The following is a 15,694-nucleotide window of genomic DNA, read 5'->3' on the forward strand; positions in this document are numbered from 1 at the left end:
TCCGTCCTGCGAATTCCGACCGGACACGACCAACAGTGACACGTTCGGGCACGCAGGGTGTTGTTCGGCTTCCGGCAGGCATCGAGGCGGGTTAATCTCAGCCCGCTCACGTCCCGTCCTGACAGGAGTACCCGTTGCGAAGACTCGCCATTCCCACCATCGCCGCCCTGCTGCTCACCCTCGCCCCACAACCGGCGAACGCGGGCGGCCACGACGACGCGAGACGCCTGCGTGAGGCCGTCACCGTCAACGGCGTTCTGGAACACCTGCGCGCCCTGCAGAAGATCGCCGACCGTAACGACGGCACCCGCGCCTCCGGGACGCCGGGGTTCACCGCGAGCGCCGGTTACGTGAAGGACAAGCTCCGTAGGGCCGGATACCAGGTCACCGAGCAGGTCTTCACCTTCCCGTTCTACAAGGAACTGGCCCCGGCCGTGCTGGAGCGGGTCTCCCCCGCCGGCCCGGCGTACGAGACGGTCACCTTCGATTTCTCCGGCACCGGCGACGTGACCGGCCAGGTCGTCCCGGCGCTCAACAACGTGCTGCCGCCGACCGAGGCGCCCAGTTCCACCGCGGGCTGCGCGGCCGCCGACTTCGCCCCGGCGTCGGCCGCCGCACCGCAGGTCGCGCTGGTGCAGCGCGGCGGCTGCGATTTCGTGGTCAAGGCGAAGAACGCGAAGGCCGCCGGGTACGACGCCGTGATCATCTTCAACGAGGGCCAGGAGGGCCGTCAGGTGCTGTTCCAGGGCACCCTGGGCGAGCCGTTCGACCTGCCGGTGGTCGGCCTGAGTTTCGCCGACGGCAGCGCCCTGGCCACCGCCGCGGCGGCCGGCACGGTCAGCGTGCACGTGAAGACCAGCACGTTCATCGACCCGACCGCGAAGACCAGCAACATCGTCGCGGACGCGCGGGGCGGTGACCCGAACCGGGTGCTGGTCGTCGGCGCCCACCTGGACTCGGTGATCGACGGTCCGGGCATCAACGACAACGGCAGCGGTTCGGCCACCATCCTGGAGATCGCCGAACAGATCGCCAAGCTGAAACTGTCCACGAAGCAGAAGCTGCGGTTCACCTTCTGGGGCGCGGAGGAGTTGGGCCTGCTCGGCTCGGAGCACTACGTGGCCCAGCTGACCGACGCGCAGCGCGCCACCATCTTCGCCAACCTGAACTTCGACATGGTCGGCTCGCCGAACTACGTCCGTTTCGTCTACGACGGCGACGGCTCGGACACCGGCACCGCCGGCCCGGCCGGCTCGGGCGAGCTCGAGTCGGTGTTCACCAGCTACTTCGCGAGCAAGGGCCTGGCCAGTTCCCCGACCGAGTTCAACGGCCGTTCCGACTACGGCCCGTTCATCGCGGTCGGCATCCCGGCCGGCGGTCTGTTCAGCGGCGCCGAGGGTGTCAAGACGGCGGAGGAGGCAGCCGTCTACGGCGGCACGGCCGGTGAGCCGTACGACTCCTGCTACCACGAGGCCTGCGACGACATCACCAACCTGAGCAAGCCGGCGTTGAGTGAGCTCGGCGACGCGGCTGCCCACGGCGTCCTCACCGTCGCCCGCAGCAAGGCCGTCTTCACCCCGGCCGCCGCCACCGCCCCCGCGGCGGCTCCGGCCGAGCACGCCGGGTCACACGCGGTCCGCTGATCCCTCTGGTTCGTGGCCGGTCCGTTCCACGGGCGGACCGGCCGCCAGCCAGCGGACACCGAGCACTATCAGGCACGCCACCAGGCCGCCGATGACGGTCTCCAGGCCGCGGTCCCAGAGCAGGCCGCCGATCGGGCGCGGGGCGGCGACCTGGTTCATCACCAGCGCGAGTGGGGTGATGAAGAGCATCGCCACGCCGTAGTGCCGGCCCACCGTCAGTTCGGCGGCCACCTGCAACACCGCCAGGGCCAGCACCGCGGGGTACGGGTCGAGGTGCAGCGCCAGGAGAGCGGCGGCCAGGACCAGCCCGAGCAGGGTGCCGCCGATCCGGTGGCCGGCGCGGACCAGCCGGGCGGTGAACCCGCGGGCGCTGAGCGGGGCCACCGCGGCGACCGTCGCCCAGTACGGGTGGCCGATCCCGGCGGCGGTGGCGGTCGCGCCGGCGGTCAGCGCGGCGAGGGCGCAGAACGCGGAGGTGCGCCAGTCGACCGGTAGCCCCTTCGGCCCGGCGGCCGGTCCGCTCCGGTCCCGCAAGAGGCTCCCGATCAGGATCGAGAAGGCGGCGCTCGCCGCGGTCACCGCCAGCGCGGTGAGCAGGTTCGCCGGTTCCTGCGGGACGGAGGCCACCGCGCCGAACGCGAACACCAGGAACAACGGTCCGGGCGGATGCCAGTCCGCGGCGCTCGCCACCGCGTTGCCCAGCCCGGCGACCACGGCGGCCACCCCGACGGCGATCCAGGCACGGTCTCCGGACAGGCCGGTCAGCACACCGAGCAGCACCGCGACGACCAGGGCCGCGCCCGCGCCGAGCTGCATGACCAGGCGGGACAGTCCGACCCGGTTGCGCCCGTAGAGCGAGGTGAACGCGCCGAACGCGGCGAACATCGACCAGTGCGGACGGTCGGCCGCGAGCACCAGCAGCTGGGGCACGGCCACACTCACCCCGGCCCGCAGCGCCGGTGCGGTCCCGGCCGGAACAGGGAATCTCATACCGCCCTCGACCCTAGGACGCCATGATCACCGGTCGTGGCCGCAACCGCGGAATGTAACCCGGGCCTCACCAGCTGAGCAGGGCCGCGGGCTGCTCCTCGTCCTCGTCGAACGCCTCGGCCAGCTCGCCGAACGCCTCCTCCACCGGGGCCAGCGCCGCCAGCACCTCGTCGAGGGGGCACGGCCCGGCGAACCGGGCGGCGCCCCCGTCGACGGCGAGCAGCGCGAGGAGGTTGTCCCCGTCCGGGAGCACCCCGGCGGTGTCCTCCCAGAACAGCACGTGCCCGCCGCCGTCGTCGCCGGTGAACCGTGCCGCACCGGCCAGCGTCAGCAGCAGCCGCCGGGCCGCGAACTCCCAGACCACGTGTTCGCCGACCGTCCAGAAGTAGGCTTCGAGCGCGCCGTCCCGGTGCCGTACGACGGTGAACGTCTCGCCCTCCGCACCGGCCGCCCGCGCGGTCAGCAGCCGCCGCGGCGTCCAGTCCGTCTCCGACGTGGACCAGTCGTCCGGGCAGTCCCGCCCGTCCCAGCACCACCCACCGAACATGTCGGCCTTGTTCTCGATGATCGACGCGGTGGGCACCGGGGTGTCCAGCCACTCCCGATAGCTCGACTCGGGCATCCGAATCCGGGCAGCGGTGACAAAGGTGTATGACACGTCCGCATCCTAAGCCCGTTCACCTGGGAAAACGTCAAGCAGCTACCGCACGTCGGCAAGCTGTCGCCCGGTAAGGCGATCCCCCGGCTCGATCAACGGCGTCACCCGGAGCCGCGCCCTCGGCGGGTCATCCGTCGAGGGCGTGCTGTCCCTGGATTCAGGGGGCGTCACCACACCCTGTCCGTCCAGGGGTTGAGACATGGCGATCGGTCATTCACGACAGGTACAGCGGGAGTTCCGGCAGACGGCACATTCGGGTTCATTGCCCGAACCTGCCGCTGTGCAGACCGGGGTCGTTTCGTGGCTGCCACTCCGGCGGACGTGATCAGCGGAGCCGAACCGTGGCCCGCCGCCCCCCGGTACGGTGTTGATCAATCGCCCGCCGACCGCAGACGACGGCCCGGAACCGCCAGCCGTCGGCCACGGCTGCCCGGAGAGCGAAATTCAACCGCTGGCGACGGCTGAGGGACCCCGGCCGTCGACCACGGTTACTTTCGGCTGATCAACGGACCGTGGCCGACGGCCGGGCCGGTCGTCATGCCGCCCAACACCGGACCGGCCACCGCCACGGTGACCGCCGACCACCGACCGGTCCCCACGACCTCGATCACGTCGATGTCGGCGCTGCTCAGCGGAGGCTGCCGACCCCTGTCGAACCATCGGAAGGCGTCGTCGGACGACAGGCGCCGAGACTACGGAACCACTCGACTCATCCGCGTTGCGATGAGTCTTACTCGTCACGAGAAGGCCCTCCTTCCCGATTCGGGGAAGCCCGGCGAGGTGAATCACCTGTCAGCCCTTACCGAGGGGTATCCGCCGGGACAGGACCTGGCCGCGCCACGGGTCACCGGAAGGCTGGGCCATCGCGAAACGCTGTGTGGGCACGAAACCCTGGCTCTCGTAGTAGCGGACGAGCGCCCCGTCGCCACCCGCGTAACAGTCGACCCGGAGCAGCGCCCGGCCCGCCCGCGCGGCCGTCGCCTGCGCGTGGGCGAGCAACCGCGCGCCGATCCCCTGACCGGCGAGTTCCCGGTCGGTGACCAGGAGCATGATGTAGAGCTCCGGCTCGCGGGCCGGGTCGGCGTAGGTCGGCGGGCTGCCGAACCCCAGAGCGCCGACGACCCTCGTGTGCTGGACCGCCAGGTGCAGGCCTCCGCAGGCGGCGACGCGGGAGATCAGCGCGCGCACCCGGGGGCTGGCGGACAGCGGCGACGTCCCCCACTGGCCGGACCGTCCGTGGCTGGTCAGCCAGCCGACCGCGTCGTCCAGCAGGGCGAGGACCGCGGGGAGGTCGGCGGGGCGGCCGGGGCGCACGTCTGTCCACTCTGCACTGTCGGTCACCCTGCCATGATGCCCGTCACGTCTAGACCCGTTTCGTGGTCAGGGTGCGAAGCCCGTCCGCGTGGTGACTTCGGGCGCGCTGGACGCCCGAAGTCAACACACCCGTGGCGGTGTGGTGAATACGGGCGCGCTGGACGCCCCAAATCAACACACCCCTGACGGCGTGGTGAATACGGGCGCACTCGACGCCCCAAATCAACACACCCCTGACGGCGTGGTGAATACGGGCGCACTCGACGCCCCAAATCAACACACCCCTGACGGCGTGGTGAATTCGGGCGTGCTGAGCGCCCGAAATCACCACAGAGGCAGACCCTGACTGCGAAGGGTGTCTAGCACGGGCCTCGGGGTTACGTCCGCCGAGTTCCTCATTTAGCCCGCGCCGCAGCCGAAACTCCGGGAGCAGGACTTACCGGGAGGGCGTGGAGATGGGCATTTTCGGCCGGCGCACGGTTCAGACGTCTACCGCGGAGGCGGAGGCGGCTGAGGCGCGGGAGAACGCCGCCGCGGTCATCACCGTGGTTCGCGCCCTGCAGAACGCCACCACCTGGGCGAGTGCGGCCCAGGCCGCCCTGGATTCGGTCCGTGAGTGTTTCGGGTGGGCGTACGGCTCCTACTGGCGGATCGACCCGGATGCGAAGGTGCTGCGGTTCGCGGTCGAGTCGGGCGATGCTGGACCGGATTTCCGGAAGGTCACCCTGGAGGCGTCGTTCGCCGAGGGTGTCGGGTTGTCCGGCCGGGCCTGGCGGTCCAAGGATCTGGTCTTCGTCCCGGACATCGGGCAGGTCGCCGACTGTGTCCGCGCGCCGGTCGCCACCCGGGTCGGTGTGAAGAGTGGCGTCTGCTTCCCGTTGACCGAGAACGGTCGGGTGGTCGCGACCATGGACTTCTTCGCCACCGAGACCGTGGAGCCGTCGAAGCAGCGCCTCGACACGTTGCGCAGCATCGGCCTGCTGGTGTCGCAGGCGTTGCAGCGGGTGCACGAGTCGGAGCAGCAGGCCTCGGCCGCCAAGGACGTGGCGGCGGTCAACACGGTGCTGCGCCAGGTGACGTCGGCGCGGCGGGAGGCCGACATGATCCGGCAGGCGCTGGACACCATCCGGCAGGAGTTCGGCTGGGCGTACGGGTCGTTCTGGGCGGTGGACGCCGAGCGGGGTGCGCTGGTCTTCAACCTGGAGTCCGGGGACGCGGGCGCCGAGTTCCGCGAGGTGACCCGGGCGGCCAGTTTCGCGCCGGGCGTCGGCCTGGCGGGCCGGACGTGGCGGGCCCGGGACATGGTGTTCGTGGCCGATCTGGCCGAGGTGAAGGACTGTGTCCGGGCGCCGGCCGCTCAGCGGGTGGGCGTGAAGTCCGGTGTCTGCCTGCCGATCATCGTGCAGGACGAGGTGATCGGGACGCTCGACTTCTTCGCCACCGAGCGTCTCCGGTTGTCCGAGAGCCGGGAGTCCGCGCTGCGCAACACCGCGTTCCTGGTGTCGCAGGCGGTGCAGCGGATCCGGGAGACCGACCGGCTGAGCAACGCCGGTACCGAGCTGGTCGGTTCGATCAAGGAGGTCGAGCGCAACGTCTCGCAGGCCAGTGAGGTGGCCGGGCAGGCCAGTGACGTGACCGGGCAGGCGAACGCGATGGTGTCCCGGCTGTCCGCGTCCAGCGCCAAGATCGGTGACGTGGTCAAGGTGATCACGACGATCGCCGAGCAGACGAACCTGCTGGCGCTGAACGCGACGATCGAGGCGGCCCGGGCCGGCGAGGCCGGGCGGGGGTTCGCGGTGGTCGCGACCGAGGTCAAGGATCTGGCGCAGAGCACGGCGCGGGCCACCCAGGACGTCACCGAGCTGATCAACGCGATTCAGACCGACGCCGGCAACGTGGTCGAGTCGCTGGCCGCGATCGGGGACATCGTCAACCAGATCAACGAGACCCAGACGCTGATCAGCAGCGTGCTGGCCGAGCAGTCCTCGGTGACGAAGGACATCATCAACAGCAAGAACTGAACTGTTCACGCCGAAAGGCCCCACCCGTTACCGGGTGGGGCCTTTTTGTAATCGAAGACCGCTTTCGATCTCTGTGCGCACGTGGCAGGGTTCACACAGCGCCACCAGAAGACTGCGAACAGCTGATTGTCGCTGTCCGTATTCCCGGCGTACGCCTCCTCTCCATCCGGCACTTTCATGATCCACCGGTACCGCTCAAGGAGGAACAAACAAGTGCGCACTCTCCCCCGCAGGTCCGTCATCATGCTGGCGGCCGCGACCACCGTTCTCGCCACCACCGCGTGCTCCCCGCCCGAGAAGGAGTCCGAGGCGTCGTCGAGCAGCGCGGCGTCCGCCACCAGCGCGGCCGACCTCGGCGGCCTGGAGGCCCTGATCACCGCGGCGAAAGCGGAGGGGCGACTCAACGTGATCGCCCTCCCGCCGGACTGGGCGAACTACGGCGAGATCATCAAGGCGTTCGAGGCCAAGTACTCGATCAAGGTCGACTCGGCCCAGCCGGACGGTTCCAGCCAGGACGAGATCAACGCGGCCAACCAGCTCAAGGGCCAGGACACCGCACCGGACGTGTTCGACCTCGGCATGTCGGTGGCGACCGCCAACACCGCGATGTTCGCGCCGTACAAGGTGGCGACGTTCGCCGAGATCCCGGACGACCTCAAGGACGCGAACGGCACCTGGGTCAACGACTACGGCGGCTACATGTCGATCGGCTACGACAGCGCCAAGGTGCCCGCGCCGACCAGCGTCGCCGACCTGCTCAAGGCCGACTACAAGGGCAAGGTCGCACTCAACGGCGACCCGACCCAGGCCGGCGCGGCGTTCGCCGGCGTCCAGATGGCCTCGATCGCGAACGGCGGCACCGCCGAGGACATCACCGCGGGCGTGAAGTTCTTCGGTGATCTGAAGAAGGCCGGCAACTTCCTGCCCGTCGACCCGACCCCGGCCACCATCGAGTCCGGACAGACCCCGGTCGTCTTCGACTGGGACTACCTGAACGCCGCCCAGTCGGCGAAGACCCCGACGTGGAAGGTGCTGCTCCCGGCGAACGCCGTGCTCGGCTCCTACTACACCCAGGCGATCAACAAGGACGCCCCGCACCCGGCGGCCGCACGCCTCTGGCAGGAGTTCCTCTACTCCGACGAGGGCCAGAACCTGTGGCTCAAGGGTGGCGCCCGCCCGGCGCGCGCCGACGCCATGCAGAAGGCCGGCACCATCGACGCCGCCGCCTACGCGGCACTGCCCGCGGTCGAGGGCACCCCGGTCGTCCCGACCGAGGCGCAGAACACCACGGCGAAGGAGTACCTGACCGCGAACTGGGCCAAGGCCATTGGCTGAGATCGTCGCGGACGCACCGCAGCGCGTGGCCCGCCGGCCACGCCTGCGGGGCGCCGCCCTGCTCGGTGCGGTGCCGTTCTTCGCGTACGTCACGATCTTCCTGGTCGTCCCGACCCTCGTCGTCCTGATCGGCGCGTTCACCGGCGACGGCGGGCACGGGTTCACCCTGGAGAACGTGCGGGCGCTCGGCGACGAGTACATCGTCGCCGCCTTCGGCCGCTCCATCACCCTCTCCGCGGTCAGCGCACTCATCGGTGCCGTCCTCGGCGCGATTCTGGCGTACGCGCTGGTCACCGCGAACCCCCGCGGCGTACTGCGGCGCACCGTCACCGCGCTGGCCGGAGTCCTCGCCCAGTTCGGCGGCGTCACCCTGGCGTTCGCGTTCCTGGCGACCATCGGACTGTCCGGCTTCCTCACCCTCTGGCTGACGGAACACGGCTTCGACCCGTACGCGAACGGGGTCTGGCTCTTCGAACTTCCGGGTCTGACCCTGGTCTACACCTACTTCCAGATCCCGCTGATGGTGATCGTCTTCCTGCCCGCGCTGGACGGCATCCGTCCCCAGTGGCGGGAGGCGACCGAGAGTCTCGGCGGCACCACCTGGCAGTACTGGACGCGGGTGGCCGGACCGCTGCTCGCACCGGCGTTCCTCGGCTCGGCGCTGCTGCTCTTCGCCAATGCCTTCTCCGCGTACGCGACCGCGGCCGCCCTGGTCAGCCAGGGCAGCCCGATCGTCCCGCTGCAGATCCGCGGCGCGCTGACCAGCGAGGTCGTCCTCGGCCAGGCCAACCTGGGCAAGGCGATGGCCCTCGGCATGGTGATCGTGGTGGCCGTGGTGATGGCGCTCTACTCCCTGCTGCAGAGGAGGACCGCTCGATGGCTGGGCTGATCACGCGCCGGGCCCGCCGTCAGCGGGTGTTCCGCTGGACGGTGCTGACCGTCCTCGGTGTCTTCTTCGCGCTGCCGATGGTGGCCATGGTCGAGTTCAGCACCCGCAACGACGAGACCTGGCCACTGCTGCTGGACTGGTCGCAGCTGAGCGCGACCTACCCGGAACTGTCCACCGGCATCATCGCCTCGCTCGGACAGGCCGCGCTGACGGCACTGCTGATGCTGGCGCTGCTGGTGCCGACCGCCATCTGGGTACGCCTGCGCCTGCCCCGGTTGCGGCCGATCGTCGAGTTCCTGTGCCTGCTGCCGCTCACCATCCCGGCGATCGTGCTGGTGGTCGGACTGGCGCCGGTGTACGCCTGGGTCAACTACTTCGTCGGCGGGTCCTCGCTGACGCTCGTCTTCGCGTACACCATCCTGGTCCTGCCCTACGCCTACCGCGCGATCGACACAGGCCTGTCCGCGATCGACGTGCGGACGCTGTCCGAGGCGGCCCGCAGCCTGGGTGCCGGCTGGCTGACGGTGATCTGGCGGGTGGTCCTGCCGAACATCCGGTCGGCGGTGCTCTCCGCAGCGTTCCTCACCGTGGCGCTGGTGCTCGGCGAGTTCACCATCGCGTCTCTGCTGCACCGCACGAACCTGCAGGTCGCCATCGAGTTCCTGGGCAAGAGCAGCGCCACCATGTCGGTGGCCGTGTCGCTCGCCGCCCTGCTGCTCGCCTTCGTCCTGCTGCTGGCACTGTCCCTGTTCGGCGACCGCCGGCAGTCTTCTCCGTCCGGCGAACGCCGGCAGTCTTCTCTGTTCGGCAGACGCCGGCAGTCCTCGAAGGAGAGTTCATGACCGGCGTGGCGGTACACCTGGAGGGTCTGCGCCGCACGTTCGGCCACGTGCACGCCCTCGACGACCTGGACCTGTCGATCGAGCCGGGTGAACTGATCGCGCTGCTCGGGCCGTCCGGCTGCGGCAAGACGACCGCGCTGCGCATCCTGGGCGGGCTCGACGACGCCGACGGCGGGCGGGTCATGGTCGGCGGCAAGGACGTCACGGGGCTGCCGGCCAACAAGCGCGGGATGGGGATGGTGTTCCAGGCGTACAGTCTCTTCCCGCATCTCGACGCCCAGCGCAACGTGGAGTTCGGTCTGCGCCTGCGGTCGTCGAAGAAGGCCGCGCAGCGGGCGTCGGAGATGCTCGACCTGGTGGGTCTGAGCGGGTTCGCCGGCCGCTATCCGCATCAGCTCTCCGGCGGTCAGCAGCAGCGGGTGGCGCTGGCCCGGGCCCTGGCGATCGAACCGCAGGTGCTGCTGCTCGACGAGCCGCTGTCCGCCCTGGACGCGAAGGTCCGGGTGCAGCTGCGCGACGAGATCCGCCGGATCCAGACGGAGGTCGGCACCACCACCCTGTTCGTCACGCACGACCAGGAGGAGGCCCTCGCGGTCGCCGACCGGGTCGGTGTGATGCGGGCCGGCAGGCTGGAGCAGCTGGCCGCGCCCTCCGAGGTCTATCTGCGCCCGGCGACCGCGTTCGTGGCGGACTTCGTCGGTCTGAGCAACCGTCTTCCCGGCGTCGTCTCCGGGGAGAACGTCGAGGTGCTCGGCGCCCGTCTGCCGCTGGTGGCCCCGCACGGCGGTGGCGCGGCGACCGCGCTGGTCCGGCCGGAGGCGGTCGAGGTGGTGGCGGACCCGGCCGGGGCGGCCCGGGTGGTGACCAGCAGCTTCCTCGGGCCGACCAGCCGGGTGACGGTCACCGTCGGCGAACAGGTGGTGGTGGCGCAGGTGCCGAGCAGCCGGCTGGGCTCGCTCCCGGCCGGCGCGCCGGTGCGGATCACCCTGCAGCCGGTGCCGGTCGCCCTGGAATAGACCGTCTGTCGCAAATGTGAGCCGAATATAAGGCCCGGGTCGAAATTCGACCCGGGCCACCGTTTTACACGCCCCCGTGCTCGGGTTACAGTCGGATCTCTCGTGGGAGCGCTCCCACGAGGCTCTACCCCGAGAACGATGCTGATCTTAGCCCGCCGCACCCCGTCTCGGGACACCCCGATCCCGCCGGCATCCACTCCCGCCAGAGAGGACCCGGCAGGCGGCCCGGGCCCCCATACCGGGTCGCCGTCCGCCGGGGCCCACCTCCGGGTGGGCCCCGGCACCCTCATACTAACTCCTCACTTATATAAGTGATTCTTGATAGGGTTCTCGCGTGCATGCGTTCGACGTGCTCGGTGATCCGGTCCGTCGCCGGATCCTCGAGCTGCTCACCGATGGTGAGCAGACCTCCGGCGCCGTCACCGCCACCATCCGGGCGGAGTTCGGCATCACCCAGCCCGCCGTCTCCCAGCACCTCAAGGTGCTACGGGACAACGGCTTCGCCACCGTGCGCCCCGAGGGCGCCCGACGGCTCTACGCGGTCGACGACACCGCGCTGCGCCAGGTGGACGAGTGGCTGGAGCCGTTCCGGAGGTTCTGGACGCCGCGTCTCGCCGCGATGGCCACCGAGGTGGCCCGCGGCAAACGCCGGCGGCGCCTCGCCGCCGGCGACGACGACTGACCCGCAGGGAGCCCCGAGATGATCGACGTCCGACACCAGATCAGCGACGTCCGCCGGACACTCGGCGACCGCACGCTCGAGGCCGGCGAAGCCCGCGTCCTCACCATCAGCCAGAGCTACGACACCGACGTCGACGACATGTGGGAGGTGGTCACCGACGCCGACCGGATCGCCCGGTGGTTCCTGCCCGTCACCGGCGACCTCAAGGAAGGCGGGCGCTTCCAGTTCGAGGGCAACGCCGGCGGCACGATCACCGGCTGCGACCGGCCACGGTCGTATGCCGCCACCTGGGAGTTCGGCGACCAGACCAGCTGGGTCGAGGTGCACCTCACCCCCGAAGGCCCGGACCGCACCCGGTTCACCCTGCGACACACCGCCCCCGTCGACGACCACTGGGAGCAGTTCGGCCCGGCCGCCGTCGGCATCGGCTGGGACTCCGGCCTGCTCGGCCTGGCGATGCACCTGTCCGCCCCGGACGCCCCGCGCGACCCCGCCGAGATCATGGCGTGGTCCGCCTCCGACGACGGCAAGCTGTTCATGCGCCTGAGCGCCGACGCCTGGGCCGAAGCGGACAGCGCCACCGGCACCGAGGCGGAGGTCGCCCGGACCCGCGCGTCAAACACCTACACCGCCTACACCGGCGGCTGAGCCAGCCGGGCGCCCCTCACCCTCCTTCCCGGGTACGCCTCAAGCCGCCCGCCCCTTTTGGTGATCTTGGTGCGGTGACCACCGCCCGAGGCGGTTCCCGCACCAAGATCGCCAAGGAGGCGCGGCGGCGCGCGGCGCGTTCGGCGACGGTCAGTCGGCGCGTTCGGCGGCGGTGAGGCGGGCGGGGAGGGCGGGGCCGCGGCGGCGGGACTTCAGGCGGCCGCGTACGTCCTCGGCGCGCAGGCGGGCCGGCCCGAGCTTGTCGCGGACGGTCAGCCAGGTGCGGGCGGCCCGGATGCGGGGGCCGCGGCGGGCCGGGGTGGACAGCTGGTACCCGAAACGGGTCAGCCGGTCGCCGAACACCGCCTCGCACTGGGCGGCCTCCTCCTCCGACAGACGCTCCTGCCAGCTGCTCACCCGCTGCGTGGTCACCTCCGAGCGGGTCAGCGAGTGCCACGTCTTGTACGCGGGCACGGCCACCGGGGCCAGCTCGCTCGGACGGGCCATCGCCGGGTCGTAGTCCTCGTCGAGGAATCGGCAGATCGCCCGCAGGTGGGTCTCCGGGTCGGCGACCAGGTCTTCGTACCGCACCTGGTGGTAGACGTCGGTCGGGTAGCTGCGGGCGGCCCGCAGCGACGCGTCGGCGGAGCGCGCCCAGTAATCGATCAGTTCGTTGAAGTCGGCCGGCCGCCAGGGCGTCTCCTTGAGCGACGCCACGCAGTCCCGGCCGTCGCGCATGATGTTGATGATCTGCGCGTCGGGGAACAGTCGCAGAATCACCGGCAGGTTCCGCAGGTACGAGGGCCGCTTGTCGCCCCAGCGCGGTTTGCCGAACCGGTCCGCGTACAGCTTGAAGACGGTGCCGAGCGCGGAGCCGAGTGTCGGCGGGGCGGTCGCGACGGCCGCGATCACCTCGGACGCCTCGAGACCGAGGTCGTCGAAGTGCAGGGTCCCCGTGATCCACTCGGCGAGGGCGCGGCGCTGCGCGGGGTCGCTCAGGTCGCCGAACTCGTGCCGGCGGAAGTACGCGGGCAGCAGGAACCTGCTCTCCGGCGGCAGCGCGATCCGCGGGTGGGCGTGCAGCATCAGCTGGAGCATCGTCGTGCCGGAGCGCGGGCATCCGACGACGAAGATCGGGCGGTCAGTGGACATGGCTAGGCACCATAAACTCCGGTTTGTCCGATTTGCAAAAAAGCTAGCATTTCGGCGGCTTATGTGAGTACCAGTCGGCAATGTGTCCCCCGACCGGGGGAGTGTCGGTCATTGCCCTGCCGTCCGGTTTCGCGTAGTCCGTACACCATGACCGGAGCCGAACTGCTGAGCTACTGCCTGGCCAAACCGGGTGCCTGGAAGGACGAGCCCTGGGACGGCGACACCGTCGTCAAGGTCGGCCCGAAGATCTTCGCGTTCCTGGGGACCGCCGGCGCCACCGTCGGCGTCAAGTGCGGCCGCAACCGCGACGACGCCGGCGAATGGCTGACCCGGTTCCCGGACGACGCGACGGCCAGCGCGTACATCGGCCGGTACGGCTGGAACACCCTGCGGCTGAACGGCGCGATCGGCGACGACGAGATTCTCGAGGCGGTCGACACCTCGTACGACACGGTGGTCGCCGCACTCCCCCGCAAGGATCGCCCTTGACCTGCACCCCGGTTCAGGGGTGAAGCTGACCGGCATGTCGATCGACGTGAGCGCGTACCTCGACCGGATCGGTGTGGCGGCGACGGGAGTGCCCGACGCGAGCCTGCTCCGCGAACTGCACCACGCCCACCTGCGGACGGTCCCGTTCGAGAACCTCAGCATCCACCAGGGCGAGCGCCTCTCGCTGGACGAGGACGCGCTGATCGACAAGATCGTACAGAGGCGGCGGGGTGGATTCTGTTTCGAACTCAACGGGGCGTTCGCGCTGCTGCTGAACGCGCTCGGATATCCGGTACGCCGGGTCGCCGCCCGCGTCGGGCAGGGCCCGATCCTCGATCACCTGGCGCTGCTGGTGACCACCCCGGACGACGGCATCACTTGGCTCGCCGACGTGGGGTTCGGTAGTCACAGCAGCTATCCGCTCCGGCTCGCGGAACGCGGCGTGCAGCAGGACCCGGGCGGCGCGTTCACGCTGGTCGACGCGGCGCACGGGGACGTGCAGGTGGTCCGGGACGGCGAGCCGAAGTATCGCCTGGAACGCCGGCCGCGGCCGCTGTCGGACTTCACGATGGGTTGCTGGTGGCACCAGACGTCGCCGGAGTCGCACTTCACCCACAAGCCGCTCTGCACCCGGCTGGACGGCCACGACCGGATCACGATCAGCGACCGTACGCTGATCCGGACCCGTGGCGGCGGACGTGAGGAGACCACGCTGACCGATGCCGCCCTGCTCGCCGCCTATCGTGACCTGTTCGGCATCACCCTGGACTCCCCGCCCACCGCCCGGCATGCGGCACCGGCGCCCGCCTGACACCGGTCACCCGGTCAGCCCGCGCAGGATGTCCGCGACCGCGCCGCCCACACCACCGCCGGCCGCGGGCTCCGGAGTCTTCGCCGCGTTTTCACCGTTGTTCGCGGGCTGCTCGGGAGGCTTGCCCGCCGCGTCGGCGCCGGAGCCGCCCGGGAGCCCTTCGGCGATACCGCCCGCCGCGCCACCCAGCGCCCCACCGGCGACGCCGCCGTCCTTGCGCGCGGCCTCGTTCAGCGCGGCGCCGACGTCCTGCAGCGCGTTGGTGACCGCGGCCGCGATGACGGCCAGTTCCCCGCTCGCGCCGGTCAGGTCGTCCATCTCGATGATGGGACGGCCGGCGAGTTCGGTGTAGCTTGCGGTCAGCACCTCGGTATTCGCGGCCAGTTCCGCCCGGGCGGCGGTGACCTCCGCCCCCGCCGCCTGGTAGGCGACGACCTTGCGCTGGTATTCCGCCAGCGCCGCGGCACCACCGCCCAGCACCGACGCGCTGGGTGCCGCGCCCGGCTCCAGGATCAGGAGACCGGCCACCCGCAGGCCACCGGCGACCGCGATGTCGCGGGCCTGCGCCATCCGGGACTGCGCCACGGCGAGACCGTCCGCGAACCGGCTGAACGTGTCGGCGATCGAGCGGGCGTCGTCGTGCAGGGCGCCTGCCTTCGCCGACGCTCCGGCCATCCGGGTACGGAACGCGGACGCCGCCCGTCCTGCCCAGTGGGCGGTGGTCTCGTCCGCCGCGGACTGCAGTGTCTCGACGCTGCGGCCCACGTCACGGGCCAGGGTGCCGCGGAGCCAGTCGGCGGCGGACTGCACCGAGCCCGGGTTCCCGTCGACCGTGGTGTCGATCGGCATCAGTCGGCCCCACCGATCCGCCGCGCGGCGCCGGCGTCCTCGGACGCGTACACCCGGCTCGCCTCGCTGACCCGCGCGGCGGCCTCGCGAAGGCCGGCGCCGAGGGTGGCCGCGCTCGCCGTGAGACGTTCCAGTGCTCCGGCGACCAGGGCGGTCGCGTCTCCGGCGTCGGGGGCGGCGGGCGCTCCCGCCGTGGTGGAGGCGAGGTCGTCGCCGGAGCCGCGGAGCCGGGCGGCGATGGCCTCGATCTGTTCCGGGTCGACGTGCAGGTGGTCCGCCATGATCCTTTCCTCTCCCCGTTCGGTTACTCGCGTTTACCGGCGGCGGAGCGAAACGGTTCGACGACCATGCGTGA

The 15,694-nt window shown here is 70.8% G+C and carries 16 protein-coding genes; 10 read left to right on the forward strand and 6 right to left on the reverse strand.

The window, feature by feature from the left end; translation table 11 throughout:
• Window positions 1–134 precede the first annotated feature (134 nt).
• The gene (locus WH85_RS17170; RefSeq protein ID WP_063775517.1) at window positions 135–1,643 is read left to right on the forward strand and encodes a M20/M25/M40 family metallo-hydrolase; all 1,509 of its coding nucleotides are present in this window, start codon (window positions 135–137) and stop codon (window positions 1,641–1,643) included.
• On the opposite strand, the gene WH85_RS17175 is transcribed toward WH85_RS17170, so the two are convergent.
• From WH85_RS17175 to WH85_RS17185, 3 genes are all read right to left on the reverse strand, one after another.
• On the reverse strand, window positions 1,626–2,633 hold the full coding sequence (locus WH85_RS17175) for an FUSC family protein (protein WP_045742895.1): 1,008 nt from the start codon (window positions 2,631–2,633) through the stop codon (window positions 1,626–1,628). The genes WH85_RS17170 and WH85_RS17175 overlap by 18 nt on opposite strands.
• Window positions 2,634–2,700: 67 nt before the next feature.
• Window positions 2,701–3,291: a hypothetical protein gene (locus WH85_RS17180; RefSeq protein ID WP_157411059.1), complete on the reverse strand. Its 591-nt coding sequence runs from the start codon at window positions 3,289–3,291 to the stop codon at window positions 2,701–2,703.
• A gap of 792 nt (window positions 3,292–4,083) precedes the next feature.
• Window positions 4,084–4,632 carry a GNAT family N-acetyltransferase gene (locus tag WH85_RS17185; RefSeq protein ID WP_045742897.1) on the reverse strand — a complete coding sequence of 183 codons (549 nt, stop codon included), beginning with the start codon at window positions 4,630–4,632 and terminating at the stop codon, window positions 4,084–4,086.
• Window positions 4,633–5,060: 428 nt separating this feature from the next.
• On the opposite strand from WH85_RS17185, the gene WH85_RS17195 reads away from it, so the two are divergent.
• The 7 genes from WH85_RS17195 to WH85_RS17225 all read left to right on the forward strand — a co-directional run bounded on the left by WH85_RS17195 (window position 5,061) and on the right by WH85_RS17225 (window position 12,038).
• Window positions 5,061–6,626, forward strand: coding sequence for a GAF domain-containing protein (locus tag WH85_RS17195; RefSeq protein ID WP_045742899.1), 1,566 nt, complete (start codon window positions 5,061–5,063; stop codon window positions 6,624–6,626).
• A gap of 213 nt (window positions 6,627–6,839) precedes the next feature.
• Window positions 6,840–7,961 carry an ABC transporter substrate-binding protein gene (locus WH85_RS17200; protein WP_245673973.1) on the forward strand — a complete coding sequence of 374 codons (1,122 nt, stop codon included), beginning with the start codon at window positions 6,840–6,842 and terminating at the stop codon, window positions 7,959–7,961.
• On the forward strand, window positions 7,954–8,850 hold the full coding sequence (locus WH85_RS17205; RefSeq protein ID WP_083449057.1) for an ABC transporter permease: 897 nt from the start codon (window positions 7,954–7,956) through the stop codon (window positions 8,848–8,850). The genes WH85_RS17200 and WH85_RS17205 overlap by 8 nt, the downstream gene beginning before the upstream one ends.
• A complete protein-coding gene (locus WH85_RS17210; RefSeq protein WP_045742900.1) occupies window positions 8,838–9,692 on the forward strand; it encodes an ABC transporter permease in 855 nt (284 codons plus the stop codon). Before WH85_RS17205 ends, WH85_RS17210 begins: the two co-directional genes overlap by 13 nt.
• Window positions 9,689–10,708: an ABC transporter ATP-binding protein gene (locus tag WH85_RS17215; protein ID WP_045742901.1), complete on the forward strand. Its 1,020-nt coding sequence runs from the start codon at window positions 9,689–9,691 to the stop codon at window positions 10,706–10,708. Before WH85_RS17210 ends, WH85_RS17215 begins: the two co-directional genes overlap by 4 nt.
• Before the next feature lie 334 nt (window positions 10,709–11,042).
• On the forward strand, window positions 11,043–11,390 hold the full coding sequence (locus WH85_RS17220) for an ArsR/SmtB family transcription factor (RefSeq protein WP_045742902.1): 348 nt from the start codon (window positions 11,043–11,045) through the stop codon (window positions 11,388–11,390).
• An 18-nt stretch (window positions 11,391–11,408) separates the two neighbouring features.
• On the forward strand, window positions 11,409–12,038 hold the full coding sequence (locus WH85_RS17225) for an SRPBCC family protein (protein WP_045742903.1): 630 nt from the start codon (window positions 11,409–11,411) through the stop codon (window positions 12,036–12,038).
• Between the two features lie 150 nt (window positions 12,039–12,188).
• Here the strand turns inward: WH85_RS17225 and WH85_RS17230 are convergent, their stop codons facing one another.
• On the reverse strand, window positions 12,189–13,190 hold the full coding sequence (locus tag WH85_RS17230) for a sulfotransferase (RefSeq protein ID WP_045742904.1): 1,002 nt from the start codon (window positions 13,188–13,190) through the stop codon (window positions 12,189–12,191).
• A gap of 147 nt (window positions 13,191–13,337) precedes the next feature.
• Between WH85_RS17230 and WH85_RS17235 the strand changes: the two genes are divergently transcribed.
• On the forward strand, window positions 13,338–13,679 hold the full coding sequence (locus tag WH85_RS17235) for an MmcQ/YjbR family DNA-binding protein (protein ID WP_045742905.1): 342 nt from the start codon (window positions 13,338–13,340) through the stop codon (window positions 13,677–13,679).
• A 34-nt stretch (window positions 13,680–13,713) separates the two neighbouring features.
• Complete coding sequence (locus WH85_RS17240) at window positions 13,714–14,490, forward strand: arylamine N-acetyltransferase family protein (RefSeq protein ID WP_045742976.1); 777 nt, start codon at window positions 13,714–13,716, stop codon at window positions 14,488–14,490.
• Between the two features lie 6 nt (window positions 14,491–14,496).
• Here WH85_RS17240 and WH85_RS17245 read toward each other — a convergent pair whose 3' ends face one another.
• Together WH85_RS17245 and WH85_RS17250 are read right to left on the reverse strand one after the other, a co-directional pair.
• A complete protein-coding gene (locus tag WH85_RS17245) occupies window positions 14,497–15,339 on the reverse strand; it encodes a hypothetical protein (protein WP_045742906.1) in 843 nt (280 codons plus the stop codon).
• Window positions 15,339–15,620: a hypothetical protein gene (locus WH85_RS17250; RefSeq protein ID WP_052720507.1), complete on the reverse strand. Its 282-nt coding sequence runs from the start codon at window positions 15,618–15,620 to the stop codon at window positions 15,339–15,341. Before WH85_RS17250 ends, WH85_RS17245 begins: the two co-directional genes overlap by 1 nt.
• Window positions 15,621–15,694: the final 74 nt, after the last annotated feature.

Origin of the sequence: Actinoplanes rectilineatus, from assembly GCF_000962825.1 — a bacterium.
Taxonomy (GTDB): domain Bacteria; phylum Actinomycetota; class Actinomycetes; order Mycobacteriales; family Micromonosporaceae; genus Actinoplanes; species Actinoplanes rectilineatus.